This is a genomic window from Sphingopyxis sp. (genome assembly GCF_036675685.1).
Classification (GTDB): domain Bacteria; phylum Pseudomonadota; class Alphaproteobacteria; order Sphingomonadales; family Sphingomonadaceae; genus Sphingopyxis.
The window spans coordinates 79,761-106,465 of sequence record NZ_JAKFEM010000011.1 but is presented as its reverse complement, the minus strand read 5'-3'; the positions used below and the strand labels follow the sequence as shown (position 1 = coordinate 106,465).

22 protein-coding genes and 1 pseudogene are annotated in these 26,705 nt (G+C 65.1%); 14 read left to right on the top strand and 9 right to left on the bottom strand.

From position 1 onward, the window contains the following. Positions 1-151: 151 nt before the first annotated feature. Entirely contained in the window at positions 152-721 is a 570-nt protein-coding gene (locus tag V6M50_RS05985) for a TraY domain-containing protein (protein ID WP_332817642.1), read from the bottom strand. Between the two features lie 322 nt (positions 722-1,043). Here V6M50_RS05985 and V6M50_RS05980 point away from each other — a divergent pair, with 322 nt between their 5' ends. The 13 genes and pseudogenes from V6M50_RS05980 to V6M50_RS05920 all read left to right on the top strand — a co-directional run bounded on the left by V6M50_RS05980 (position 1,044) and on the right by V6M50_RS05920 (position 13,057). Then, positions 1,044-3,083, top strand: coding sequence for a conjugal transfer protein TraG (locus V6M50_RS05980; protein WP_332817641.1), 2,040 nt, complete (start codon positions 1,044-1,046; stop codon positions 3,081-3,083). After that, positions 3,080-3,502, top strand: a complete 423-nt coding sequence (locus V6M50_RS05975; protein WP_332817640.1) for a CopG family transcriptional regulator — start codon at positions 3,080-3,082, stop codon at positions 3,500-3,502. Before V6M50_RS05980 ends, V6M50_RS05975 begins: the two co-directional genes overlap by 4 nt. Positions 3,503-3,534: 32 nt before the next feature. Further along, a complete protein-coding gene (gene trbB / locus V6M50_RS05970; protein WP_332817705.1) occupies positions 3,535-4,479 on the top strand; it encodes a P-type conjugative transfer ATPase TrbB in 945 nt (314 codons plus the stop codon). 12 nt (positions 4,480-4,491) lie between these two features. After that, the gene (locus V6M50_RS05965; protein ID WP_332817639.1) at positions 4,492-4,824 is read left to right on the top strand and encodes a TrbC/VirB2 family protein; all 333 of its coding nucleotides are present in this window, start codon (positions 4,492-4,494) and stop codon (positions 4,822-4,824) included. Further along, positions 4,821-5,081, top strand: coding sequence for a VirB3 family type IV secretion system protein (locus V6M50_RS05960; RefSeq protein ID WP_332817638.1), 261 nt, complete (start codon positions 4,821-4,823; stop codon positions 5,079-5,081). The genes V6M50_RS05965 and V6M50_RS05960 overlap by 4 nt, the downstream gene beginning before the upstream one ends. Continuing rightward, positions 5,075-7,495, top strand: a pseudogene (gene trbE / locus V6M50_RS05955) (conjugal transfer protein TrbE); the annotation flags it as partial. The gene V6M50_RS05960 and the pseudogene trbE, both read left to right, overlap by 7 nt. A 51-nt stretch (positions 7,496-7,546) precedes the next feature. Next, complete coding sequence (gene trbJ, locus V6M50_RS05950; RefSeq protein WP_332817704.1) at positions 7,547-8,263, top strand: P-type conjugative transfer protein TrbJ; 717 nt, start codon at positions 7,547-7,549, stop codon at positions 8,261-8,263. A gap of 114 nt (positions 8,264-8,377) precedes the next feature. Next, positions 8,378-9,736: a P-type conjugative transfer protein TrbL gene (gene trbL, locus V6M50_RS05945; protein WP_332817637.1), complete on the top strand. Its 1,359-nt coding sequence runs from the start codon at positions 8,378-8,380 to the stop codon at positions 9,734-9,736. 3 nt (positions 9,737-9,739) lie between these two features. Then, on the top strand, positions 9,740-10,555 hold the full coding sequence (gene trbF / locus V6M50_RS05940; protein ID WP_332817636.1) for a conjugal transfer protein TrbF: 816 nt from the start codon (positions 9,740-9,742) through the stop codon (positions 10,553-10,555). Further along, a complete protein-coding gene (trbG, locus tag V6M50_RS05935) occupies positions 10,552-11,370 on the top strand; it encodes a P-type conjugative transfer protein TrbG (RefSeq protein WP_332817635.1) in 819 nt (272 codons plus the stop codon). The genes trbF and trbG overlap by 4 nt, the downstream gene beginning before the upstream one ends. Continuing rightward, entirely contained in the window at positions 11,367-12,587 is a 1,221-nt protein-coding gene (locus V6M50_RS05930; RefSeq protein ID WP_332817634.1) for a TrbI/VirB10 family protein, read from the top strand. The genes trbG and V6M50_RS05930 overlap by 4 nt, the downstream gene beginning before the upstream one ends. Before the next feature lies 1 nt (position 12,588). Beyond that, the gene (locus tag V6M50_RS05925) at positions 12,589-12,801 is read left to right on the top strand and encodes a DUF2274 domain-containing protein (protein WP_332817633.1); all 213 of its coding nucleotides are present in this window, start codon (positions 12,589-12,591) and stop codon (positions 12,799-12,801) included. Further along, on the top strand, positions 12,716-13,057 hold the full coding sequence (locus V6M50_RS05920; RefSeq protein ID WP_332817632.1) for a helix-turn-helix transcriptional regulator: 342 nt from the start codon (positions 12,716-12,718) through the stop codon (positions 13,055-13,057). The genes V6M50_RS05925 and V6M50_RS05920 overlap by 86 nt, the downstream gene beginning before the upstream one ends. 434 nt (positions 13,058-13,491) lie before the next feature. Here V6M50_RS05920 and V6M50_RS05915 read toward each other — a convergent pair whose 3' ends face one another. The 8 genes from V6M50_RS05915 to V6M50_RS05880 all read right to left on the bottom strand — a co-directional run bounded on the left by V6M50_RS05915 (position 13,492) and on the right by V6M50_RS05880 (position 25,736). Beyond that, complete coding sequence (locus V6M50_RS05915; RefSeq protein ID WP_332817631.1) at positions 13,492-13,995, bottom strand: SRPBCC family protein; 504 nt, start codon at positions 13,993-13,995, stop codon at positions 13,492-13,494. Continuing rightward, entirely contained in the window at positions 13,979-14,335 is a 357-nt protein-coding gene (locus tag V6M50_RS05910; RefSeq protein WP_332817630.1) for an ArsR/SmtB family transcription factor, read from the bottom strand. The genes V6M50_RS05915 and V6M50_RS05910 overlap by 17 nt, the downstream gene beginning before the upstream one ends. A gap of 354 nt (positions 14,336-14,689) precedes the next feature. After that, entirely contained in the window at positions 14,690-16,186 is a 1,497-nt protein-coding gene (locus V6M50_RS05905) for a CehA/McbA family metallohydrolase (protein WP_332817629.1), read from the bottom strand. After that, entirely contained in the window at positions 16,186-18,630 is a 2,445-nt protein-coding gene (locus tag V6M50_RS05900; RefSeq protein ID WP_332817628.1) for a TonB-dependent receptor, read from the bottom strand. Before V6M50_RS05900 ends, V6M50_RS05905 begins: the two co-directional genes overlap by 1 nt. A 445-nt stretch (positions 18,631-19,075) precedes the next feature. Beyond that, positions 19,076-22,825 (bottom strand): cobaltochelatase subunit CobN, encoded by a 3,750-nt coding sequence (locus tag V6M50_RS05895; protein ID WP_332817627.1) that lies wholly within the window; start codon positions 22,823-22,825, stop codon positions 19,076-19,078. Further along, positions 22,822-23,193, bottom strand: coding sequence for a DUF2149 domain-containing protein (locus V6M50_RS05890; protein ID WP_332817626.1), 372 nt, complete (start codon positions 23,191-23,193; stop codon positions 22,822-22,824). Before V6M50_RS05890 ends, V6M50_RS05895 begins: the two co-directional genes overlap by 4 nt. Then, complete coding sequence (locus tag V6M50_RS05885) at positions 23,190-23,723, bottom strand: MotA/TolQ/ExbB proton channel family protein (protein WP_332817625.1); 534 nt, start codon at positions 23,721-23,723, stop codon at positions 23,190-23,192. The genes V6M50_RS05890 and V6M50_RS05885 overlap by 4 nt, the downstream gene beginning before the upstream one ends. A 3-nt stretch (positions 23,724-23,726) precedes the next feature. Further along, positions 23,727-25,736 (bottom strand): TonB-dependent receptor plug domain-containing protein, encoded by a 2,010-nt coding sequence (locus tag V6M50_RS05880; RefSeq protein ID WP_332817624.1) that lies wholly within the window; start codon positions 25,734-25,736, stop codon positions 23,727-23,729. Positions 25,737-26,384: 648 nt separating this feature from the next. Here V6M50_RS05880 and V6M50_RS05875 point away from each other — a divergent pair. Further along, entirely contained in the window at positions 26,385-26,705 is a 321-nt protein-coding gene (locus tag V6M50_RS05875; protein ID WP_332817623.1) for a DMT family transporter, read from the top strand.

Genomic DNA, 26,705 nt, shown 5'->3' with positions numbered 1-26,705 from the left:
TCCACCTGCGGCAGCCCACGTTCAATCAGGTGCGGCGCTCGCTCGGCCGCTTTACATCGAGGCTAGCACCAATCCGCGGAGCGGTTCGTGCAACGGCCAAGCGTAGCCATCGCTTTCTCCATACGAATCCCAAAATCGCAGGGGCCATGGATCATTTTTTCTTGTTCGCCTCTAGCCGTGCCCTCGCGCGCGCATAAATCGCCGGAATTTCGTCGAAAGCCTCCCAGCCTGCGGAACCGCAATAATCATAGAAGACTTGCTCAAGCGGAAGCTTGAAATCATGCACATCGTCTGCCGCAAACCCAATCGCGGCAACCACGTCGGGCTGCTTGATATCTCGACCCCCTATGTACGGGTTCGGGCTATACGAACGCGACTTCGCGATCACCTTTTTGCGAAATATCTCATAGACCGGCTCGATCGCCTTTTCCCAGTCCATGTCCTCGATTTCTACCAGGCGCGTCTCGAACGCCCTCCTAAGAGCGTCCAGCTTGGCAACCTGTGCGCCGACGAGCGCGCCATAGGCATCGAGCACCGCGGCTCCATATTCGCTCCAGTCGTCGTGAAGCGTTTCCCACCGCTTCTCGTCATCGCCCATCTTTTGCAGATGGGCAGAGATCGCATCGCGCGCGATCTCCGATTTGCTCCGGCCCGACGTCTTCGCAGCCGCAGAAAGCCCCGTCTCGTCCTCATGCGACAGCCGCACGTTGAAAATCGTCATACCCATCTCCACAAGCTTCGGCGATCTGAATGTAAGACGGGATGACGTTGGCGCCAAGATTGTAATACAAGGGACGTTTTCGAACCACACGCGCCGCTCTGCGTGCAAGGCGATGTTCCGACTCGGCGGCTAGGTCGGCTTGATCGCACAACACGCAATCGCCCCCGGGGGCGCGCTCAAGCGCATATCCCGTAGCGGTCTCTGACCGTAGTAGCCCCAGAACTGTCCTCAGGAGCCCCAGAACGGCCCTGTAACTTAAAGCCAATAGATCGGAAATTCATGGCTAGGGCTCGAACGCATTCGTTCGGGCGGGAGCCATCGCATGACCCCGACCAAATTGCTTGTTGGACAGATTCTGATCGTCTTTGCGATCGTGATCCTTGGTGTGTGGTCAGCTACTCAATGGGCCGCGGCTATGCTTGGCTATCAGCCCGAGTTGGGGCAGCCATTGGCGCGTTTTGGGGGGCTGCCGCTGTATCGGCCGTGGGACCTCTTCCTTTGGTGGTATAGTTTCGACGCCTATGCGCCGCATGTCTTCGACAAGGCAGGCGGACTGGCGGCGACGAGCGGCTTCATCGGCTGCGGCGCCGCAATCGGCGGTTCGCTCTGGCGCGCGCGGCAAAAGGGCCAGGTCACGACCTATGGTTCGGCGCGCTGGGCGAAGGACCGCGAGATCGATGCCGCTGGCCTTCGCGGCGATGCTGGCGTTTTCCTGGGTGCGCTCGGTGGCCGCTATCTGCGCCATGCGGGGCCGGAACATGTCATGGCCTTCGCACCCACACGGAGCGGTAAGGGCGTCGGACTCGTCGTCCCGACATTGCTTAGCTGGACGGGTTCGGCTGTCGTCCATGACATCAAAGGGGAGAACTGGCAGCTGACGTCGGCTTGGCGATCGCGCTTCTCGCATTGCCTCTATTTCGACCCGACCGACGTGCGTTCGGCACGGTACAATCCGTTGCTCGAAGTACGTCGCGGCGCGCACGAGGTACGCGACGTGCAGAATATCGCCGATATATTGGTCGACCCGGAAGGGGCGCTTGAGCGTCGAAACCACTGGGAAAAAACGTCGCACTCGTTGCTCGTCGGCGCGATCCTCCACATCCTCTATGCCGAGAAGGAGAAGACGCTCGCGCGCGTCGCAACCTTCCTTTCGGACCCGTCGCGCAGCTTCGCTTCGACCCTCGTGGCGATGATGCGCACCAACCATCTGGGGACGACCGAGAATCCCAAGGTTCATCCCGTCGTCGCGTCGGCAGCACGCGAGCTGCTCAACAAGAGCGAGAATGAACGTTCGGGCGTCCTGTCGACCGCCATGTCCTTCCTCGGACTTTACCGCGATCCCACCGTCGCGGCGGTGACGTCCGGCTGCGACTGGCGCATTGCCGATCTCGTTTCCGCGAAGCGCCCGCTGTCGCTCTATCTGGTCATCCCGCCCTCGGACATTTCGCGCACCAAACCACTCGTCCGCCTGATCCTCAACCAGATCGGGCGCCGTCTCACCGAGAAGCTCGATGATCGCACGTCGACGGTCCGACGCCATGAATTGCTCCTGATGCTCGACGAATTCCCGGCACTCGGGCGGCTCGATTTCTTCGAAACCGCGCTGGCGTTCATGGCCGGCTACGGCATCCGCGCCTTCCTGATCGCCCAGTCGCTGAATCAGATTTCGAAGGCCTATGGCGAGAATAACGCGATCCTCGACAACTGCCACGTCCGCGTCGCATTCGCGACAAACGACGAGCGAACGGCGAGACGTATTTCGGACGCGCTCGGCACCGCGACCGAACAGCGCGCGATGCGCAACTATGCCGGGCACCGGCTGGCGCCCTGGCTCGCGCACGTCATGGTCAGCCGGCAGGAAACCGCGCGAGCGCTGCTGACACCCGGCGAGGTGATGCAGCTTCCGCCGACCGACGAACTGGTCCTCGTTGCCGGTCTCGCGCCGATCCGCGCGAAGAAACTGCGCTACTATGAAGACACGAATTTCAAAGCGCGCCTCGGTGGCCCTCCGCAGCTTGGCAGTCAAAGTTATGCCGATAGTCCAGAGCCGCGTCCGAACGACTGGACTGGCATAGCGGCGGAGGTCATGCCCGCGTCGGCCGCAGACGACAACTCAAACGATGGCGTGATCGTCGACGACGGCGGTGCACAGCAGGCGCGCGAGCCGCAACTGGCCGACATCGTCACGCCGCCATCGGCGCCCGAGCGTCCGTCTAATCCGCTCGGCATCGACGACGACATCGATCCTGCGGCCGACAAGAAGTTGATGGACCGGTCGCGCGCGCTCGCGCCGGTGCTGATCGGCCACGCGCTCGACGAGGCCGCCAGCCACAAGGGCGAGCAACTGGATCTCGGGCTGTGAGCGCGCGGAGCGGCCAGCCGCGCGGCGGGCAAGTCCGCCACCAGCTTTACATGAGCCGCGGCCTCAGCGAGCGGTTGGCGGCGCTCGCCAGAAAGCCCGGGGTCACCATGTCATCGATCATGGCCGAGGCGCTCGACGCCTGGCTTGTGCGCAAGGGTGCCGACGAGCTTCAGTTGCGCTTCGGCGCCCGGCTCGACCGGGTCAGCCGCGCGCTCGCGCGCGTCGAGCGCAACAGCCAGATCGAGATCGAAATTCTCGCGCTTCTCGTGCGCTACCTGCTGGCGTCGGTTCCGCCCGTCGCCGAGGGCGATGATGTCGCGCGCGCGCAAGGGCGCGAGCGCTTCGAATGGTTCACGCTGAAGGTCGCCGAGGCGTTTCGCGAGGGGCGCGGCAGCTTCGGGACGGAGGCGGGCAAGTGAGCGCCGCCGAGACGACCGAGCGGCGGCGCGCGATGCTGCGCAGCGCGATGGGGCCGGCGATCGAGGCGGCGCTCTCGAACGCCCATGTCGTCGAGGTCATGGTCAATCCGGACGGCGCGCTCCGCATCGATGTCCTCGGCGAGGGCAGGGTCGACACGGGGGTCCGCATGACGCCCGAACAGGTCGAGCGGATCATTCGGCTCGTGGCGAGCCATGCCCGGACCGAGGTGCATATGGCAGCGCCGATCGTGTCGGCGGAATTGCCGCCGCACGGCGACGGCGCAGGCGAGCGCTTCGAGGGATTGCTTCCGCCGGTGAGCCTCGCGCCCTGCTTCTCGGTCCGCAAGCCAGCAGCGCGGGTCTATTCGCTGATGGATTATGTCAGCGCCGGGATCGCGAGCGCCGATGCCGCGCGCATATTGTCGCTCGCGGTCGTCGAGCGGCTCAACATCCTCGTCGCGGGCGGCACGAGCTCGGGCAAGACGACGCTCGCCAACGCACTGCTCGCCGAAATGGCCAGTCTCGACGAGCGTGTGATCCTCATCGAGGACACCCGCGAACTCCAATGCCCGGCCCCGGACCGTGTTGAGCTCAGGACGCGCACCGGTTCCGTCACAATGGCCGATCTCGTCCGCTCGACATTGCGCCTCAGGCCCGACCGGATCGTCGTCGGCGAGGTGCGGGGCGCCGAAGCTCTCGACATGCTCAAGGCCTGGAACACCGGGCATCCGGGTGGGATCGCGACGGTGCATGCCAATAGTGCAGCATCTGCGCTGACCCGGATCGAGCAGCTCGTCCAGGAGAGCGTCGTCACCGTTCCGCGGCGCCTGATCGCCGAGGCGATCGACATCATCGTCTTCATCGCCGGACGCGGCGCCGCGCGGCGCATCGCGACGATAGCGCGCGTCGAGGGCGTCGGTCCGACCGGCGATTACGCGCTCACTGACCTTTCCATCCATTCCGAAGATCCGAACTGAAGGAGACTCTCCATGCGTCTGTACTCGTTGCAACATTCGACCGCCGGACTGCCGCTCGCCTTGCTGGTTTGCGTCGGTGCCGCGTGCGGGAGCGCGCTCGCCGCAGGGTCGGGCATGCCGTGGGAGGAGCCGCTCCAGCAGGTGCTGGAATCGGTGCAGGGCCCGGTCGCCAAGATCATCGCGGTGATCATCATCATCACGACGGGCCTGACCCTGGCGTTCGGCGAAACCTCGGGTGGCTTCCGCCGCCTGATCCAGATCGTCTTCGGTTTGTCGATCGCCTTCGCCGCCTCGAGCTTCTTCCTGTCCTTCTTCAGCTTTGGCGGCGGGGCGCTCGTCGCATGAGTCATCTCGAAGGATATGAAGCGCCGGTCCACCGGTCGCTCGCTGAGCCGATCCTGCTTGGCGGGGCTCCGCGCGGGCTCGCGATCGTTAACGGTACGATCGCGGCCGCGATGGGGCTCGGGCTCCAGCAATGGATCGCCGGGCTCATCCTCTGGGCGCTCGGGCACACGCTGATGGTTTTCGCGGCCAAGCGCGATCCCGACTTCGCGCCGGTCCTCGCCCGCCACCTCCGGCAGAAAGGCACTTTCTCGTGCTGAAAATCTCCGAATATCGCACTCGCGCCGACCGGCTCGCCGACCATCTGCCGTGGGCCGCCCTCGTCGCGCCCGGCATCGTCCTCAATAAGGACGGAAGCTTCCAGCGCAGCGTCGCCTTCCGCGGCCCCGATCTCGACAGCGCAACCGAAGCCGAGCTGGTCGCTGCCTGCGCGCGCGCGAACAATATGCTCAAGCGCTTCGGGTCGGGCTGGGCGCTCTTCTTCGAGGCCGAACGCGTCGCAGCGCTTGCCTATCCCGAAAGCGACTTTCCCGATCCCGCCTCCTGGCTCGTTGAAGCTGAGCGCCGCGCGTCATTCGAGGATACCGAACGGTCGCATTTCGAAAGTCTGTACCACTTGACGCTCGTGTGGATGCCGCCCGCCGACCAGGCCGACAGAGCGGGTCGCTTCATTGTCGAGCAGCCGGGCGATGCAGAAGGCCGGGACGGCGGACGCGACTGGCGCGAGGCGCTGGCACGGTTCGACGCCGAGAGTCTCCGCGCGATCGACCTGATGGCGACCTTCATGCCCGAGGTCCGTCCGCTGGATGACAGCGAAACTTTGACCTACCTCCACCGCGCTATTTCGCCGCACCGGCACCGCGTCCACGTTCCGCAGACGCCTTTCTATCTCGACGGTCTGCTCGCAGACACTGTGCTGACCGGCGGCCTTGAGCCGGTGCTCGGCGACCAATATCTGCGCACTCTCACCATCCTCGGCTTTCCCTCGATGAGCCGCCCCGGCCTCTTCGACGCGCTCAACCGCGAGGATTTCGGCTATCGCTGGATGACGCGTTTCATCGCGCTCGACAAGGCAGACGCGACGGCGGCGCTCACGAAGATGCGGCGTCAGTGGTTCAACAAGCGCAAGTCGCTCTCGGCGCTGCTCCGCGAGGTGATGTACAATCAGCCGGCGCAATTGCTCGACAGCGACGCCGACAACAAGGTCGTCGACGCCGATGCGGCGCTCCAAGCGCTTGGCGGCGATCATGTCTCGTTCGGCTATTTGACCACGACGATCACGGTGTCGGACCGCCACCGCGCGCGTGCCGAGGAAAAGCTACGCGCGGCGGAGCGGATCGTCCATTCGCTTGGGTTCACCGCGATCCGCGAAAGCGTGAACGCGGTCGAAGCCTGGCTCTCGTCGCTGCCGGGCCAGACTTACGCGAACGTCCGTCAGCCGCTCGTGCACAGTCTGAACCTTGCGCACCTTATGCCGCTGTCTTCGGTATGGGCGGGTCCGGTGCGCAATGCGCACCTGGGTGGTCCGCCCTTGCTCTACGCGGAGACGAGCGGCTCGACGCCGTTTCGGCTGTCGACCCATGTCGGCGATGTCGGTCACATGATGATCGCCGGGCCGACCGGGGCAGGGAAGTCGGTGCTGCTCGCCCTCATCGCGATGCAGTTCCGGCGGTACCGCGACACGCAGCTCTATATATTCGACAAGGGCTATTCGGCCCGCGCCGCCGTGCTCGCGATGGGCGGGCGCCATCATGCGCTCGGCGATGGCGGTGCTTCGCTTGCGTTCCAGCCGCTGCGCGGAATCGACCGTGAAGAAGAGCGGGGCTGGGCGGCCGACTGGATCGCGGCGCTCGTGGCGCACGAAGGCGTGCCGGTCACGCCCGACATCAAGGACACGATCTGGTCGGCGCTGCGCAGCCTAGCGACGGCGCCCGAAGCCGAACGGACGCTGACCGGGCTGTCGCTGTTGCTGCAGTCGAATGCGCTGAAGGCGGCGATCCAGCCCTTCACGCTCGAGGGGCCGCACGGTCGGCTGCTCGATGCGGCCGAGGAGGGGCTGGCGCTCGGATCGATTGAATGTTTCGAGACCGAGACGCTGATGGGGCAAGCGAGCGTCGTCGAGCCCGTGCTGTCTTACCTTTTCCACCGACTGGAAGCGCGGTTCGATGGGCGGCCCACGCTGCTCATTCTCGACGAAGCCTGGATCTTCCTCGATAACCCGCTCTTTGCTGCACGCATCCGCGAGTGGCTGAAGGTGCTCCGCAAGAAGAATGTCGCGGTGATCTTCGCGACGCAGAGCCTCGCCGACATCGCCGGCAGCAGCATCGCACCGGCGGTCATAGAGAGCTGTCCCCAGCGCATATTGCTACCGAACGACCGCGCGGTCGAACCGCAGAGCCGGGCAGCCTATTCGTCTTTCGGGCTCAACGACGCGCAGATCGAGCTCGTCGCGCGCGCGGCGCCCAAGCGCCATTATTACCTCCAGTCGGCGCGCGGCAACCGGCTGTTCGAGCTCGGGCTTGGTCCGATAGCGCTCGCATTTTGCGGCGCGTCCGATCCGGCCGTGCAGGCACGGATCGACGCCCTCCTCGCCGAGTATGGCGAAGCGGATTTCGCGGCTTACTTCCTTCGCGATGCCGGGCTCGACTGGGCCGCCGACCTCCTCGCCGGTTTCCAAGGAAGCAAGACGAGAGACGAACCGAACCCCCAAAGAAGGAGACATGCCATGAAGACGCTTGCCCATATGATGTTGATCGGCGCCGCCGTCCCGGCGCTGCTGCTAACGACGCCGCCCGCCGCGGCAATGCCGGTCTTCGACAGCGCCAACTATCAGCAGAATCTGCTCACCGCCGCACGCACGCTGAAGCAGATCGACCAGCAAATCAGTCAGTTGCAGAACGAGGCGCAGATGCTGTCCAACATGGACAAGAATCTGAAGCGTATCGATTTTCCCGAGATCGAGAAGCTCAAGCACAATCTCGCCCGCGTCGACGGGCTGATGGGGCAGGCCGAGGGGATCGATTTCGGAGTCGACCAGCTCGACGCGCGCATGACTGCTCTGTTCCCGAAGGACTTTGCTGGGATGACTCGGTCGGCGAGCATTGCCCAAGCAAAGGCGCGGCTCGAGGCTGCCATGGCTTCGTATCGGCGCACGCTTGCGGTCCAGTCGCGCATTGCCGCCGATGTGAAGGACGATGCTGCCGTACTCGCCGACATCGCGGCGCGAAGCTCGGGAGCCGAAGGTAGCCTGCAAGCCCAGCAGGCAACCAACCAGCTTCTCGCATTGGCGGCCAAGCAGCAGATGCAGGTCCAGCAGATGATGGCAGCCGCCTACGAGGCCGACATGCTCGACCGTGCACGCGCGGCGCAGAGCGCGGCCGAAGCGCGCGAGCGCACCCGCCGCTTCCTCGGCGACGGCAAGGCTTACACGCCGATCCGCTGATCCAGGCACGAACGGCGCCGGCTGCCCCTCTCTTCGCCCGCCGTTCGCCGCGGGGTCTCGGATGCTCCCCTGAGACCCCGCGGATATGTTCCTCCGCTCTTGAAAGCCCGCCCGATGGACGATCTCAATGTCATCGACCGCTTCATGGAAGCCTTCATCCGCTATATCGACAGCGGTTTCGGACTGCTCGGCGGCGACGTCGCCTTCCTCACCAGCATCCTGATCGGCATCGACATCACGCTGGCCGGACTCTTCTGGGCCATGGGCGGTGAGAATGACGTCATCGCGAAGCTTCTGAAAAAGATTCTCTATGTCGGTGTTTTTGCTTTCATAATCGGCAGCTTCGGTACGCTCGCCGACATTATCTTCCGGTCCTTCGCGGGGCTCGGCATCACCGCAGGCGGCGGCACGATGTCGGCCGAGGATCTGCTCAAGCCGGGCCGACTTGCTGGCACGGGTTTCGAGGCGGCACACCCGCTCATCGACCAGATCAAGGAGCTGCTCGGACCGATCGGCTTTTTTGAAAACTTCCTCGAGATCGTCGTCCTGCTCATCGCGTGGGTGCTGACGATCCTCGCCTTCTTCATCCTCGCGATCCAGCTCTTCATCACGCTGATCGAGTTCAAGCTCACCAGTCTTGCGGGCTTTGCGCTCATGCCGTTCGCCCTGTGGAACCGGACCGCCTTCCTCGCCGAGCGCGTTCTGGGAAGCATCGTGTCGTCGGGCGTCAAGGTGATGGTGCTTGGCGTGATCGTCGGCATCGGCTCGGGCTTTTTTCCCGATTTTCTTTCGGCGATGGCGGGTTCCGAGCCCGACATTGAGGAAGCCATGTCGCTTGCGCTTGGTGCGCTCGCCTTGCTCGGCTTGGGCATTTACGGCCCCGGTATCGCATCGGGCCTGGTCGCGGGCGCGCCGCAGCTCGGGGCGGGCGCCGCAATCGGAACGGTCGCCGCCGCAGCGGGCACGATGGTTATCGCCGGCGGCGCTGGAATGGCCGCGGCGCGTACGGGCGGCGGCGCGGCACTTGGTGCGGTCCGCGCGGGTACGTCGATGGGAAGCGCTGCCTCGACAGCTTACAAGCTGGGCCAGGAGACGTCCGATTCGAGCACGGTCGGTGCCGGCCTCTCGGGCGTCGGAACCGCGATGAAGGGCGCCGCCTCGAACCTGTCGCAGCGCGCCGGCGGCAAGCTCGGACTGGCGGCCGCCGCCGCCGCCGGGCGCGACGCGGCGTGGAACGCCGGCACAACCAAGGCAGAACCATCTTCATCTGCGCCGGCCGCCAGCGCTCGCGCCGACGGTTCACCAGCTGTTTCGTCGACGTCGGCGCCGCGCGATAGCGCTCCGCCCTGGGCCGCCGACATGAAGGCCGATCAGCGCCGCCGGTCTGCGCGGCAAGCTGCCGTCCATGTAATTTCCGACGGGAGCCGCGGCGGAAGCGGCGCGTCGCCCGACATTGCCGAAAAGGAGGATTGAGCAATGCGTTTCAAGCGATCGGTACAGCGTTACGGGCGGACGCCCGAACCCGTTACCCCCTATCAGCGCGCCGCGCAGCAGTGGGACGACCGGATCGGGTCGGCGCGCGTCCAGGCACGAAACTGGCGGATCATGGCGTTCGGCGGGCTTTTCCTTACGACCGGCCTCGCGGGCGGCCTCGTCTGGCAATCGGTGCAAAGCCGCGTGACCCCGTACGTGGTCGAGGTCGACCGGCTCGGCGAGGCCCGGAGCGTCGCGCCCGCCGTCGCCGACTACAACCCGACCGACCCGCAGATCGCCTGGGCGCTCGGTCAGTTTATCCGCAACGTGCGTGGTATATCGCTCGACCCGGTGCTGATGCGCGAGAACTGGCTTGGTGCCTATGATTTCGTCACCGACCGCGGCGAGCTTTTCCTCGACGAATATGCTCGCTCGGCCGACCCGTTTGCGAAGGTCGGAACGCACTCGCTGTCGGTCGAGATCGTCAGCGTGGTCCGTGCGTCGCCGCGATCCTTCCAGGTCAAGTGGCGCGAGAGCCTGTTCGAACGCGGCAGTCTCGTATCGACGTCGCGCTGGACGGCGATCCTGACCGTCGCGGTCAAGCCGCCGCGAACCGCCGAGGTGCTGCGCAAAAATCCGCTCGGGCTCTACGTCGAGGCGATCGACTGGAGCCGGGAATATGAGACCGCCGAGCCGGTGCGAGCTGCGCCCTCTGCCTTGGCAGACGAGGACAGAGCTCCGGATGCCGAGCTTGCCCAAGAGCCGACGCTAGAGCTTCCGCCTTCAACCCCCACTGCTTCGGAAGGGAAACTCCCATGAAGTCGTTTCTTATTTGCCTACTGGCCACCGGGATCGTCGCAGCAACTGATGCCGAGGCCGCAGCGGCTCGCAGCACCGAGCGGATACGCGCGGCGGAAGCGGCCGCGACGAGAGAGCCGCGGCGCGAGGATTATCGCGGCGCGATCCAGTCCTACGCCTATGCCGAGGGCGCAATCTACCGGCTCGTCGGTGCGCCTGGGCATGTGACCGAGATTGCGCTCGAACCTGGCGAGGCACTCCTCGCGGTGGCAGCCGGCGATACGGCGCGCTGGACCGTCGGCGACACAATAAGCGGGGCAGGGGACGCGCAGCGCATCCATGTCATGATCAAGCCGCTCGCGCCTGGTCTGGCTACGAATTTGATCATCACCACCGACCGGCGCGTGTACCATGTTGCGCTCACCAGCACCGCCGCGACGGCGATGGCGGCGATCCGCTGGACGTATCCCGATGACGCGCTGCTGGCGATCAAGCGCGGGGCTTCGACGGTGCATGACCGCGCCACAGGGCGCGGCGTGGTCCACCCCGTAGCGTTCCACTTCGGCTACCGCATCCGCGGCGACCGCGCCCCGTGGCGGCCGCTGCGCGCGTTCGACGATGGCCAGCAGACCTTCATCGAGTTTCCGCCGAGCCTGGCGCAGGGCGAGGCGCCGCCGCTCTTCGTGACCGGCGAAGCGGGCGAGCCCGAACTCGTCAATTACCGCGTCTCCGGCCGCTTCTACATCGTCGACCGTCTCTTTGAGCGCGCCGAGCTGCGACTTGGCGCGAAGCGCCACAAGATCGTCCGTATCGTTCGGACGGGAGGTGAACAGTGATAGCGGGCGACGAAGACGCCGCCGATCGGCCTCTGGAGGACCCGGGGAACGCTCGCGAAGGTGAGTCCAGGCCACCGGCCAAGGTCGATCCCGAAACTCTCGTCCTGCGCGGCGCGCCCCGGCGCGTGGCGCGCTTCCGGCGTGAGATCATCATCGGCGTAGCGGCCGTGGGCGCGCTTGCGATCTCAGCGGTCACCTGGATCGCGCTTGACCCCGTCTCCTTTAAGTTCGCGGCCAGCGGTGACGAGATGTTCGAGAAGAGGCAAGGCAAGCCGCCCGAAGCCCTGACCGGTACGCCCGGTCGTTACGATGAAATCCCGAAGCTCGGGCCGCCGCTCCCGGGCGATCTGGGGCGGCCGATCCTCGAACATCAGCGCAAAATGGAAGGCGAGTATCCGGCTGCGGCCGCGCCCGACGAAAAGGCGGCAGCCGAGGCGGCCGAGCGCGAGCGTCGCCTCGCTGAAGAAGGGGCCGCACGCCAGTCACCGGTCATGATGTCGCTCGGATCGAGCCGCGGAATAAAGCCTGCAGCAGCGCGAACCAGTGACGAGCCGGCCGAGGGCACGCCTGCCTCTGGCGTGTTGGCATCCGCCTCCAAAGCGGACACGGAAGGCAACGCGCACGTCAGCCCGCAACGCATTGCACCCGCCGCATCGCCTTGGCTGCTTAGCAGCGGCAGCGTCATCGCCGCGAGCCTCGTGACCGGTCTGAATAGCGATCTTCCCGGGCTGGTCGTCGCGCAGGTCAGCCAGAACACCTATGACAGCATCACCGGACGGACCTTGCTGATCCCGCAGGGCGCGCGCCTGATCGGGCGCTACAAAAGCGGAACGAGCTACGGACAGAAGCGCGCGTTCGTCGTCTGGCAGCGCATCGTCTGGCCCGACGGCTCTTCGCTCGCGATGGATGATGCGCCGGCCAGCGATCCCTCGGGCTATGCGGGGCTTGCCGACCGCGTCGATACCCACGGGTGGCAGCTGATCAAGGGCGTTGCGCTCTCGACCTTGCTCGGCGTCGGGACCGAGCTCAGCTTCGGCGACGACGAAAGCGAGATCGTACGCGCGATGCGCGAGTCCGCCCAGCAAGGCAGCGGGCGTGCCGGCGACCGGCTCGTTGAAAAGAGCCTCGACATCCAGCCGACCATCGTCGTGCGGCCCGGCTGGCCAGTGCGCGTGATCGTCCATAAGGACCTCGTCCTTGCGCCGTGGCGAGGCTGAGATGCCCGATCTCAAGCTCGCCCGGCTGCCCGACCGCAAACCCGTCAAACTGGCGATCGAAATCATGCCCCACCTTGAACAGGCGCTGGCCGATTACGCCGCGGCTTATGAAGCGGCCTACGGGAAACATGAAAAGCCCGCCGATCTCATTCCCTATATGCTCCACGCCTTTCTCGAGAGCGACAGAGAATTTTCTCGTAAATGGCGGAAATAGCGATGGCACTCTGGCCCACCAAACGAGGATTAAGGACGCGCAGAAAGCAACGGTGGCGGTCGTGACCGGTTGCCCCGAACGCCTTGTCAGGATTAGCACCGTCATCTTCCGCACGGGTCTTTCGCGCACGACTATATACCGCAAGATAGCTGAGGGCACCTTCCCGAGGCAGGTCCAAATCGCGGCTCGCAGCTCAGCCTGGCGAGAGTCTCAACTTGAAGAATGGATCGCGGACCCTCTCGGCTACCGGGGGTGAACTTGGCTGCAGACCTTCTGCAAAATCTTTGCTCCTCTGCTGAACTAAGATCACCGTTTAATAGGCGATTCGAACGGCAAAATGCGTCAGCATCGCCGTGGGGCACGAGCGCTTTGGCGTCGCGAGCGTGAAGAACACATCTCCTTCGTCCCGCTTATGATCAGTTCGTCCCAGCTAATGCCCAATTGATCGAAGAGGTGTTATAAAGGGCGAAATCGGGTCGCAAAAGCCCGCCCAAAGCTTGGTATTCTTGTTGGTATATTGCGATTTTTGACGTTGCCGCGCTATATATTTCAATAAGTTATGGCGTCTATTCGAGTCCTGCTGCCCCTGCCAGGTCGTTCCATATCGTCCCATGACGTCCCCGGCCGGAAAGGCGGGTGGAGTCACTTCCCAAGAGCGGACGTTCCCCGAGGCGAGTTTCCCGACCCGCCCTACTCGCCTAAGCTGGAAAGCAATTCGTCGAGCTGCTCCAGCTGCTCCGGCAATCCGGCCGCCGAACCCTGTAGTGCTTCCTCAAGCGCCTCCCTGGACGGATAGATTTCGTGGAAATTCAGTAGTGTCCTCCCGCCCTGGTCCTCGAAGGTCACGGTCGTGATCGCGCCCTCTTCGCCCTCGTCGTTGGTCCAGACGATGCGCTCGTTCGGCACCACGTCGAGATACTTGCCATAGAAGGCCATGGTGTCCGAACCGCCGGCGCTGAACTCGAGCCGATATTTGCCGCCGGTACGGACGTCCATATCGCACGATACGAGCGAAACGCCGGATAGTGATTTTGGCACCCACCAGCGTTGGAACAGCTCGGGCTGGCTCCACGCCCTGTAAACAATGCTCGGCGGTGCATTGAATGTCCGCGTTACGACGAGTTCGCGATCCCCTCTGCGCTCGACCGACGTGCGGTTCTGCGCACCACCTGCATTGCTAACTTGCCGATCCATCGCTTTCCTCCTGTTTCATTTCGCTGATGATTTCGTCCAATGCTTCGAAGCGGGCCTCGAAGAGCTTGCGGTGCGCCTCGATCCACTCCGCTTCCGCCTCGAGGCCGCGTTTCCCAAGCTTGCAGGTTCTCACCCGTCCGACCTTCTGCGTGACGACGAGCCCCGCCCGCTCCAGAACCTGGACGTGCTTCTTCATGCCGGTCAGCGTCATCTGGAACTTGTCCGCGAGACTGGTGATCGACGCGTCCGCTCGGCCAAGCTGATCGATGATTCCGCGGCGGGTCGCATCGGACAGCGCCGCGAACGAGCGATCGAGGGGAGGGCTTATATACTGAACCATATAGTTCAGTATTTAGCCTGCGCGCGCAGGAAGCGCAAGCGTCCCGAACTTTCCCGCCGTAGACCGGTCATTCGAGGTCATGCACCGCCGCGGCGGCAGCAAAAATCGTCTGCTGCGGGTCAAAAGCGGACCTTGGAGCCACTGAGAACGAATGTCGGCTTTCAGCGCCTGCTCCCCGAAAGCAGTCCGCCCGCTAACGGCCAGGATTGCTTATCGAGCTTTATCTCGAGGCGGTGTTAGGAAGGGCAGGAGGGCCGGCAGCGAGCAACAGCGTGGCCGGCCCAACAATTCTTGTCCGCAATGACTGCTGCGCAGTCAATCGACGACCGCGAAGCCAGGCACCGGTCTCCACTCTCATCGTTGCGGCTGAACCGCGCTGCAGGAGAGATAAACCGGGTTGCCGACGAGCAGCAGCTTGCGCGCGCTGTCGCGAACATTGACCGCAAGCCAGCCGCAGGCCTGCCCCGCGTCCAGCGCCCACGTCAGCCGGGCGTCATCGGAGCCGACCTGCTGGCGCGCCCCGGTTGGCTGGCCGTTCAGGATCAGCTCTGCAAACGCCCCGGCTGCATCGGCGACATGCGCCCCGACGGTGGTGCGACGATGCCCCTGCAATGTTTCTCCCATCGCTGCGCGTTCCCCGTCCGCCATGGCTTCCACCTCGAGGAGGCGTGTGTTCGTCCCCTCGATATCGAGAAACACATTGCCCGCGCGAAGGCCGTCGAGGACCGCGGGCATCGAAAGTGCGCGCGCATGGACGACCGTCCGCGGCCGGCCGATCGGCGCCGGACCGGGCGGCGGATTGCCGGGCGCCACGTCCGGATTATGGTTGTCGCTGGCGGCGATGCCGGTCAGGCGGTGGCCTTCGCCCAGTCGCGCATACCAGAAGCCGAGCCCGGCAAAAGGCCCCTCGGTCATCGTGCCGTTGATCGCCTCAATCGCCGTGACGGCGCGATAATCGGTGCCCTGCCAGGTCCAGCCGCAGCCCATGCATTGCTCGCCCGAAGGCAAGGCGGGATGGTTGATCGACAGGATAGCGCCCGCCGCCGCCACATCGCGCTGCAACGCACGGATATCGGGGCGGCCCGGCATCCCGACGCGGAAATCGACGAAGCGGGTGGGGCCGAAGATATTGGCGTGGCCGCCGAACGTCGTCACCTCGATCCCCGGGATCAGCAGCATCGTGTCGAAATAGGGTTGGAGTTCGCGAAGTTCTCCGAAATGCGCGGTCGTATTGTGGTCGGTGACCGCAATGAAATCGAGCCCTGTCTCGGCCGCTGCAGCAACGGTGCGGAAGAGCGGGCACGGCACCTTCCGGCCACCGCGGCTCTGGCAGCTCCCGTCGCTGTGCGCATCGTGCATGTGGAGGTCGCCGCGATACCAGCCCGGTCCGGCCTTGAGCGGCGGATCGGCGATCGCGGCGGTGGCGCGTCGTTCCCCGGCGCGATCGAAGAAGATCTGGACCGAATAGGGTGCCCGGCTGTCCGCCCTGGCATTGGGAACCCCCAGCATGACGCGCCAGCGCCCGGCGGGCAACGCACCCGCCAGGTAACCCGGAGTCGCATCGCTTGGCGCGATCGTGAAGCGGTCGCGCGAGCCGCCGCTCCAGCCGCGAAAGCGCGCCGGATCCCACACGCCCATGTCGACGACGGTCTTGTTCGACTTGTCGTAGCTGAGCGTCACCGTGATCCGTTCGGTCCCTTCGGGCACGTCGAACGGCACCTCCCGATAGGTCTGATGCTCGACCCCGGTGATCTCGCCGGTGACCATGACATCGGGAGGCGTCTGTTCGATGGCCGCCACGGGGGCGGCCATCGCCAGAGCCGCGGCGAACAGGATCGCGCGGTGCAGCATCAGAAGCGGAAGTCGACGGCGAAGCGGACGTTGCGGCCGACGATCGGGCGACCGATGAACAAGAGGTCGTTCGCCTGGCCGCTGGTGAGTTCGCCCGCGCGCGGATTGCCCTCGGTGAGACCGATCTCGTTGGTCAGATTGTCGCCATAGGCCCAGAGGGTGATCTGGTCGGTCAGGTGGAACCGGACGCTGGCGTTGAGAACGGTGTACGCCGGCAGCTTCGATATATTCGCCGCGTCGGCAAAGCGCTTCGTATAATGCTCGACATCGACCTGCGCCCGCAGTCGGTCGCCGAGCAGGGTCACCGCCGGCGTCGCGCGCAGCGCGATCTTGGGGACGCGGATCAGCTGATTGCCCGTATAATCGCGCGGTACCAGCGTCGGTTGTCCGTTCACCGTGGCGAGCTCGTCATAGCGCAGGTTGCGGAAGGTCGGGTCCTGCCAGGTCGCGTTGAGGGTGAAGTCGAACCAGGACACCGGCCGCACGGTCCCCTCGAACTCCACGCCGTAAGCGCGCGTGTCGGTATAGACGGTCTGCGACACATAGCCGTTGGTGACCGGGTCGAACCTTGTGTTGCCGATCCCGTAGGAATTGAAGTCGGTCAGGAAGCCGGTGAGGTAGACGCTGGCGACGCGCGACTGATATTTGACGCCCGCTTCCCACAGGTCGATGCCCTGCGTCCGCGGAACCGCGGTCGCACTGGTGATGAAGCTGCCGACGCTCGGCAGGCGGAAGGCCGAGGTATAGCGTGCGAAGACTCCGGCGCGCGGCGCGAACTGCCAGTCGGCGCCGATCGTGTAGCCGACCTTGTCGAACTTTCGATCGAACGGCGTGAAGATGCCGTTTCCGGTCAGCACATTGTTGTCGGCGAGCGTCGCCGCATTGCCGAGATTGACGGTCTTGCTGCCCTCCTGCGCGCCGCGCGTCTTGACCGTTTCCCAGCGGACGCCGGCGTCGATGCGCAGTCCGGGCATCACCTGCCATTCGTCCGCGGCATAAAGCGCGAAACTGTCCTGCGTGCCGCTGCCATTGGCGAATTCGGAACCATAGCGGACGACGCCATTCTCGGTCGCCGCCCCGACGACTTGCCCCGCGCCGTTCAGCGCGACGAGGTCGAGAAGGCGCGAATTGTCCGATACGTCCTGCAGCGTCGAGGCCGAATAGCGACGGAAGGTCTCTTCGATCCGGGCGTAGTAGAAGCCGACCGAAAAATCATGCGTCATCCCGCCGATGTCGAAGCTGTGGGCAAGGCGAAGGTCGTTGAGGAATTCGCTCTCGTCGACGGTGACCGGCCGCGCGGCGTTGATGAAGACATCGCCATTGCCGTTCTGGCCGGTGACGTCGAACGCCTCGCCGGTGTCGCTGTAGCGCAGCTGGACGCTGGCCGCGCCGGGGAAGGCGGCGAGGAGCGACGTGCGGTTCTGGTTGAGAAAGGCGGTCGCGGTGCTGATCGAGGCGGGATATACGCCGTTACGCACCGTCAGCGAATCGCGGTAGCGCGCCCGGTTGCTGAGCTTCCAGCCCGGCGCGAACTCCCACTCGGCGAGCAGGCTGAACTGGTCGAGATTGACATCGGTGCCATCGGCATTGTCGAACTGGACCGGCCCATTGGCGTCGCGCAGCGTGAGGAATGCGGTCGCCCGGCTCGCCGTCGTTCCATAATGCGGGTCGAAGCCCGGCAGGCCGACGATATTGCCCTTGCGGTCCTTGGTGAGCGGGATGCCGGTGTAGAAGATGGTGCTGTCGTCGATCCGCTTGTAACCGAGCGTGATCCGGCCATCGCCGAAATCATAGTTGAGGTCGGCGCGGATCTGTCCGCCCTGATTGCCCGCGAAGCCGGGGTCGCGGACGCCGTCTTCCTTGCGATAATAGCCGCCGACGCCAAAGCTCCATCCGTTGCCGAGCGGTGCCCCGACCCAGCCGTCGAACCGGAAGAGGTCGGCGGTGGGGCCATAGAGGATGCGCGCGACACCCGTCAGCTCGTCCTTGGCCTGACGCGTGATGAAATTGACCGCGCCGCCGGGGGCGTTCGAATAGAAGATCGACGACGGGCCGCCGCGCACCACCTCGACGCGCTCGATCGATTCGTCGATACGGAAGGCCTGGTCGGCATTCAGATAGCCGAGCGACGGATCATGCTGCACCGGCAGACCGTTCTCGAGCAAGGTGATCGATCCGAACCCGTCGACCGGAATGCCGCGGGCGCGGACGTTGCCGCTGCCTTCGCCGCCCGATGCCTCGACCCAGAAACCGGGAACCGACTTCAGCGCTTCGGTGACGCTCGACGGTGCGCGCGAGCGCAGCGTATCATTGTCAATCGAGGTGATTGCATAGCTGGTTTCGATCCGCGTGCGCTCTCCGGCGCCAGCGCGGCCGGTCACGATGATTTCGTCGCCCTGCGCTTCGGCGCTTGCAGATGTGCCGTCGGTATCGGATTGCGCCATTGCAACGCTGCTTGTGCTCGCAAAAAGGACAAATAAGCTGGCGGAGGCAAGACCTCTGATCGTCATTCTCAAACCCCTGGATTGGATGCCGCCGATTGCGGTTGGGGAGTCCGCTAGGCCGGCAGCGTTGCGGTTCGATGGCCGCGACGGGACGCTACGATGACAGTCACGCTGCGTTGTTGTGACACCGGTTTCTCGTCTCTGGCGTTGCGGCGAGCTGCTGGGTGCGTCACGACTTCGACGCGGTGCGGGCGCGGTCCGAGGCCAGGTGATGGCGGATTAATCGGGAGGCGGCCATTCGGGCCACCCGCGAATGGTGGCTTTGCAAGGCTTGGTCCTAAAAGCGGTCAGGCCGCAACCGGCCAAAACAAGATGTTTCCGGTGCCCTTGGCTTGGGCTGACCAGTAGCGTGCCCTGACGCTGGCGAACAGTGCGCGGCCCGGCTCTACCACCTAGGCTTCAACGCCGCGCCGCAGGAGAAGAGCGCCAAGAATAGCGCGGCGATGGCCGCCATGGAGAAAGACGGCAGCGAGCGGGGCTTCGCCAATGTAGGAGGAGCCGCTATCAGTTCGTAGCCGGATATCGGTGCCTGCACTGATGGGGATGGTGCATGGGCTATGGCCGCCTTTCCCGAGCGGTCGGGCGCCGAATTGCGGGACCGCCTTCCGTCGGTCCGCCCCGCCTCAGCCGCGGTTCGCGGGTGCGACAAGGCGGGCGTGGCAACCGTCGCCAGCCGCTCCAGCTCGGCGCGGGTCCGGGCATCGGCTGTCCAGTCGCCGCGATCGATGGCGTCGAGCATGGTGCGGACAAGCTTGTCGCGCGCGGCGGGATTATGCTCGGCGAAAAAGCGGTCCATGCCCAGCTTGTAACGATCGCGCAGATAGACGTCGCGTACAGCCTCCCAGTCGCGGTCGGTCACCAGTTCGGGGCGCATCTGCTCCCACAGCGACAGCGAGTCGGTGAGGTCGGCCATGTAGCGCGCGCCATTATAGCCGCTCGACTGCATCGCCTTGATCCACGCGGGATTGAGATAGCGGCTGTCGCGCTCGCGGCCATAAAAGCGATCGAGCGTTTCGATCCGGGGCTGGCCGGGCGTCTGCTCATTGGCGATATAGGCATCGATCATGCGTCCGCTGGTCTCGCGCACCGCCATCGACAGGCCGCCCAGATAGGCGGCGGGCATCGGCGTATCGAGCAGGCCATAGGCGCTCGAGGTGCGGCTGAAGACGGCGGCATCGACGCTATGAAGATTGGCGGTAAAGGCGGTGCCGTCGGGCTCGCCTTCGTCCGCGTCGCCATAGGCGTGGCCGATGCGGGCCTGGTAGAGCCGGTTCAGTTCCTGCTTGCTCCAGCCTTCGCGACTGGCGAACTGCGTCGACGGCGAATAGGCGCCGGGCGCGGTGGAAAATATGCGGCGCAGTGCGCGCTTTTCGGCCTGCTGTCGCGCTATGCCTTGCGCCTCCAGCGCGGCGATACGGGCGCGGGTTTCGGCACGGACGGGATTGTCGGGCTCGTCGGCCGCGGCCGCCAGCCTCACCGCCTTTGCGATCAGCGAGAGCTTCTCGCCGAAATGATCGCGATAGGTGCCCGAGGTCGTGACCAGCACATCAACGCGCGCGCGGCCGAGCGATGCGCGATCGGTCAGCGCGACATCGACGACCTTGCCGCGCGCGTCGCGAACCGGACGGACGCCGAGCAGGTGGAATATCTGCGCTTCGTTCGTCCCGCCATTTTGCGCGGTTTCGTTCGACCAGAGGACGAAGGCGACGTTGCGCGGTGGTCGGCCGTGCCTCGTGCGATAGTCGGAGAGCAGTTCGTCCGCCAGCTTGACGCCCGTTTGCCACGCCTCTTCGGTCGGCACTGCGCGGACGTCGAGCGTATAGGGATTGCGCCCGGCGGGCAGTGCGTCGGGGTTGCGGATGGCGTCGCGCATCGGTCCGGGCGGCACATAGGCGCCCCCCAGCGCTGCGATGACCGCGTCCATTTCGCGCGGCGCGCTTGCGATCCGCGCGGCATAGTCGCGGGCCCGCGCGGCCGTAGCCGGATCGAGCGCGCCAGCTTGCCCGGCGATGGCGCGGCCGACATCGTCCAGATCGGGCGGTGCTGTTCCAACGCCGAGCATCGCCTGAACCATCCTCGCCTGTATGTCGTCGGGCGGCGCCTGCCCGAGGATATGGCCGCCGAGCGGAATGGGTGCGGCTTCGGTCTCGGCGATATAGGAAAGGAGCGCGTGCCGAAGCCGTTCGAACGGCGTGGTTGCCGGGTCGAGGCCCAATGCCGCGCCGAGACCCGCTGTGAGCACGGCGGCGCGCAGCGTGGCCGGATCGACCGGCCCGGCGTCCAGCAGCGAGCGGATGGTCGCGAGGTGCGGAGGCAGGCCGGCGCGCGCGAACTCGGGCATGAAGCCGATCGTTACCGCCTGCGTCCGCCGCTTGTTGCCGACCCCGCCATTGGCCTGGAGGGGCAGCGGCTGGATATGCGGCAACGCGTCGATCAGCAGCCCGACCGGATCGGCCGCTGCGGGTCCTTCCTGCTTTCCGGGCATCAGCGACAATTGGGTGAAGAGCGGCACGAAGGCGTCGGTCCGTCCCTCGTGTTGCATCCAGAGGTAGAAGGCGAGATATTGATGATGCGGCGGCAGCGCACCGATTTCCGCGAGCGCCTTGCCGCCGGTTTGGGGACCCCAGAGCGGATGGGCGGCAAGCGTGATCTTGCCGAAATGAAGGGCGGGAATCACCAATTGTCCGTCGATCACCATGACATCTCCCGGCGGCGGACCCCAGATCCGTTCGACATCCTGCCGGAGGGTTTCGGGCAGGGTCGCATACCAGCTGCGGTAGTTTGCGAGCGGGATGACGATCGCGCCTTGCGCGATGCGATTGCGTAGCCCTGCAACGTCGGTCGCCGCGACATTGGTAGCCTCGTCCGCCAGCCGCCGGGCGAGCTCGGCACGATCGGGAATCCGCCCCGTTCCTGTATCATAGCCCTCTGCCTTCAGGCGATGGAGCAATGCGACCATGCTGCCCTGCGCATCCATATAGGAATCGGGATCGCTGCCGACGTCGGCCTTGCCCGGTTCTTCATTATGATAGCTGATGACGACGTGCTTCTCTGCGTTGGGCAGGCGGCGGAGCCGTGCCCACGCCATCGCGCGCGCAACGCGCCAGTCGATCTGCTGCACGATGGGTTCGTAGCGGGCCGTGCCGTCGGGCGCGCGTTCGCGCGCCGCGACAACCATCGGTTCGACGATGCCGTCGAGCTCGCTCATCGCGAGTTCGCCGGTCGAGGCCGGAGCGAAGCCGCCGAGGCTCTTCGCCCAGGCTTCGGCATCGCGGCGATAGTCGGTCGCACACATGAGCGGCGGCACGCCCAGCCGCTCGGCCTCGGCGACGCCGGCGTCGGCCGACGCATAATCGATCCGGTTCGCGCAGAGGATCAGCGCGTCGAGCCGGGTATCGCCAAGGAGCGATGACGCGAGATCGCCGCCGCCCTCGCGCCAGATCGGCATCGGCAGCCCCCCCTGCCGTTCGATCTCGTGGATCAGCGCGCTCACCATCCGCGCATTGTCGGCGAGCACGAGGCTGCGATAGAAGATGAGCCCGATCCTGGGGCGGTTCGCACCGTTCGGAAGCCGCGCAGTCTCCCAGTCGAGATAGGTCTGCGGCGCGGCGAAGGGCGCGGGCGCTTCGGGATGCCAGAGCGCCAGCGGCGGATATTCGACCGGCGGCGGAACGGCGACGCGGCGTTCGAGCAGCCGCACGGCGGCGTAGGCGAACAGCCCCGCATAATTATCTTCGGTCGCATTGTTCCAATAGCGCGCGACGTCGGGATGGAGCGCCGGGTCGATATTGCCCGCGATCGGCGTACCCGATCCGACAACGAGTATCTTTGTGCGGCGCTTGGCGGCCTCGATCTGCGCGGTGAAATTGAGCAGCCGCGGCCCGGGGGCATCGAGCAGCACGAGGTCGTAGCGCCCGAGATCGACGCCCTCGATGCTGGGCAGCAGGCCGCCGCCGAGGCCGAAGAAATCGACCGATACCTGGTCTTCAATGCGCTTCGCCCCGCCCCTCGCGATGGTCGGCATTTCGGCGATGTGGATCGATACGAAGGCGATGCGCGGCTTGGCTTCTTCGGCCTCCACCGGCAAGATGGTCGCAAGGAGGAGCAGAAGCAGGGCGACGGCGCGCAGGATCATGGCGCGTCCTTGGCGGCCGCCTCCGCTTCGGGGACGTAGACGACCTTGCCGCCGGGCAGGCGATAGGCGACACCGAGCCGGTCGCCGTTGCCGCTGAGCTTGCGATCGCTCACCTTCTCGACGCGGATCTGCTTGCCGTCCTTGCGCACGATTTCCATCCGCCCCTGCGCGTCGGTGCGTGTCATTGTCCAGCTGCTGTCGGGATCGAGCAGCGACGGGGCGCCCGTCATCGAATAGAGCGCGACGACCATCGCGACGATGAAGGCGAGGCTGATGTCGAACAGATTGGCGACGCCCGACAAGGGGTCTTCCTGCCAGCTCTCTTCGTCGCGGCGGCGGGCGAATCGGACGGGACGGCGGCGGCTCATGCTTCCTCGCGCCGCAGTGCGCGTTCGGCATGGAAGCGCACGGCATCGAGATCGGCGCGCGCCCAGCCTTCGCGGACCATTGCGACCAGATAGGCGACGACGCCGACCGCGAGCCCGACGACGGTGCTCGAAAAGGCGATGACCATGTTCGACGCGAGGACCTGGAGGTCCCCGCGCGCCAGCCCCGAGAGCGCCGTCGCCATTGGGATCAGCGTGCCCATCAGCCCCAGCGATGGCCCGACGCGGATCGCGAAGCGTACCGAATTGAGCGAGCGCGCCGCGTCGCTTTCGGCGCGCGCGACGACTTCCTCGGCGGCGAGTTCGTCGTCATGGGCGTTGCCGGTCAGCGCCGCGTCGATCGCCGCGCGATAGCGGTCGCGCGCCGGACGCCGGCCCCGCGCGCGTCCCGCGAAGCTGCGCAGGAACAGCCCCACGGCGACCATCGTCCAGATGACGACCCCGATCAGGCCGACGACCACCGGCACGAACAAAAGGTCGGCGATCGCGCCGAGCGCTTCCTTGGCCCACATCGCTCAAAGGCTCCTGACATAGCGGAGATAGGCGGTGCGTCCGGGCATCCAGTAATCGGCCTTTTCATAATAGGTGATGTCGAAGGCGTTGGCGATTTCGAGGCGGAAGCCATCCTTCGCCGTCGGCTGCCAGCGCATGCTGAGATCGACGGCGGTGAAGCGGTCGAGCGTGAAAACGCCGCCCGCCCCGCTTGTGAAAATCCGCCCTTGGCTGTTGTCGGTGTCGACCCGGTCGCCGTTGAAACGCATCGTGACGGTGCCGAACAGCGTCCGGCCATTGGACAGAGTCAGCGATCCGGTGGCTTTCCAGTCGGCGACATTGCGGATCGGGCTGATCATGCCGCCGGTGACATCCTCGGCTTTCAGGATGTGCGTGACGCTGCCGATCAGCGTGACACGGTCGGGGGGCCATCCCAGCATTCCGCCGGCGTCGAGCGCGAACTGCCCCTCGACGCCCTCGATGCGCGACCGGTTGGCGTTGATGTAGCTCGTCTCGCGCAGCGTCGGCGTGTCGGAGAGGATTTCGGTCGTGATCCGGTTCCTGGTGCGCGACCGGAAATAGGTGAGGTCGGCGGTCAGCGCGCCGCGTCCAAAGCCGATTCCGGCGTCCCAGCTGGTGTTGCGCTCGGGCTGGAGGTCGGGATTGCCGTAGGTTACGCGGCGCTGGATGCCGGCGAATTCCTCATTTTCTCCCGCGAGCTCGCTGCCCTGCGGCGGCACGAACGCCCGCCCGATCGTGCCGTGCAGGCGAAAGCCCCCGCCCAGCTTCAGGACCGCGCCGCCGCGTGGGTTGAACACGCCGAAATCGGCGGTGCCGGGCGTGAAATTGCTTTTGTAGGGCGTCGCATAGGTCTGGACCTTGATCCAGTCGTAGCGCCCGCCCGTCGTCAGGATCAGCCGCTGATCCCACAGGCCGAGCCCCGCCTCGGCGAACAGGGCGCGGGTTTCGCGGCTTTCGTTGGGAGAAAAGGGTGCCTTGCGCGTACCGTTGGCTAGGAAGGATCGGCGCGTCGCCTCGACCCGCTGCCAGTCGGCGCCATAGGTGAGGCGCAGCGCCGGGCGGATTTGCCAACTGTCCTGGAGCTGTCCGCCCCGATATTCGGTGCGCGTGTTGCTCGACACAAAACGGGCGGCGGAGAGCGGTACGGTATAATAGTCGTAATTCTCGCGCGAGGCATATCCGACGATCCGGATCGCATGGTCGCGGGGGGACAGCTCCAGCCGGATGTCGCCGCTGACCCGGTCGGTCTGGTTGCCCGAAGGCGTCTTCGGACTATAGGATTGCGGACCGGGGGCATCATTGTCGAGGCTCGCGAAATCGACGCTCGTATCGAGGCGCGCAATGGGCGACAGGTTGCTGCCGACCCGGAAACGCCCCGATCCGCGCTGCGAAGCGCTGTTGAACTGCGCCCGGCCGTTGCCGAGGCGGAAGTCGCCATCCTGATTGACGTAGCCGAGATCGAGATCGAAATCGATGCCGTCGACCAGGTCGCCGCCCAGCGTCGCGCCCGCCCGCACCGTTGAGAAGGATCCGCCGCCGATGGTGAACCGGCCTTCGAGCGGACCCAACGATTGCCTGGTGATGATGTTCACCACACCGCCGACCGCCGACGCGCCATAGAGCGCGGAGGCGGGGCCTTTGAGCACTTCGATGCGCGAAATGCTCTCGGGCGCGATCGTGGTGAAGCTGGTCGAACCGGATGGGCGACCGTCGACGAGCACCAGCACCTGCGGGTTGATCGTGAACTCGAAATTGGGACGCAGCCCGCGCAAGCCGATCCCGCCGAGCCCGTTCGGATATTGAATGACATCGACGCTCGCCGTCTTCTTGAGCTGGTCGAGAAAGGTCGTGCCGACGGTATCGGCGAGTTGCGCGTTGTTTACCACTTCGATCGAAGAGGCGACATTGTCGCGCCATTCCGCTGTCCGGCTCGCGGTGACGACGATATCCGAAGCTGGAGAGGTCTGGTTGGCGATAGGGGGCTGGGCATAAGCGGCGCCGGGGAAAACCATTGCAGCCGCAGCGCAAAGGCGCGCGGCATCGAAAGCTGAACTCAAAACGACCCCCAAATTTGCTGATTCGAGATACGAGATAACATATCATTTCTATTTGGCAAATCGCTATTGCGATCCGGAAGAAGAACTGCCTTGGGGGGGTGCCGAGGCCAGCCGCCCTCTGCTCGTCCCGACCCGATCTCGACGCGGCTTGTCGGACGGCGGCTTTGCCGGTGTCCGGTTTTCAAGATTTCTGTCCAGAAGCGGACCGTCTCCTGTCGGCCAATTCCTGTCATTGAGATCACCGCAGAGCATCCATCGTCGCGCCGATTCGATGGTTACGCAGCCCGACGGGTGGTGGATGAAGTAAGCAGGAGTTGGCGCCAATGACAGAATTTGTCTCAATTCATCCCGAAAAATATGTTATTGATCGATAATGGACCAAAGGGTCCCAATTGACCCCACTACAGCCCAGAAATTGTAGGGTAACTTTGTTGGTATTTCACATCTTTTTCGAGTAATTTTTTAAATAAATCAGTGCGTTATGGCAAGGTCTTGTGTCCTACTGCCCCTGCCAGGTCGCCATCAAGAGGCCACGTCCTCGCCCGCGCCTCTGCGCGGGCTTACAAGTCCGGGACGGCCCGGCAGCCTTTGAAGGAGGCTGTCATGGCCTGGATCTATCTCGCAATTGCCGGTGTGCTCGAAATCGTTTGGGCCTTTTCGATGAAGCAATCGGAAGGCTTTTCCAAGCTTGGCCCGTCGCTGGTCACGCTCGTCGCGATGACCGCGAGCTTCGCGCTTCTTTCCCTGTCGATGAAATCGCTGCCGCTCGGCACCGCCTATACGATCTGGACGGGGATCGGAGCGGTTGGCGCGTTCCTGGTCGGCATCGTCGTCCTCGGCGAACAGGCGAACGCGATGCGCATCACCGCCGCGCTGCTGATCGTCGGCGGGCTGGTGCTGATGAAAATCTCGTCGCCGGCCTGA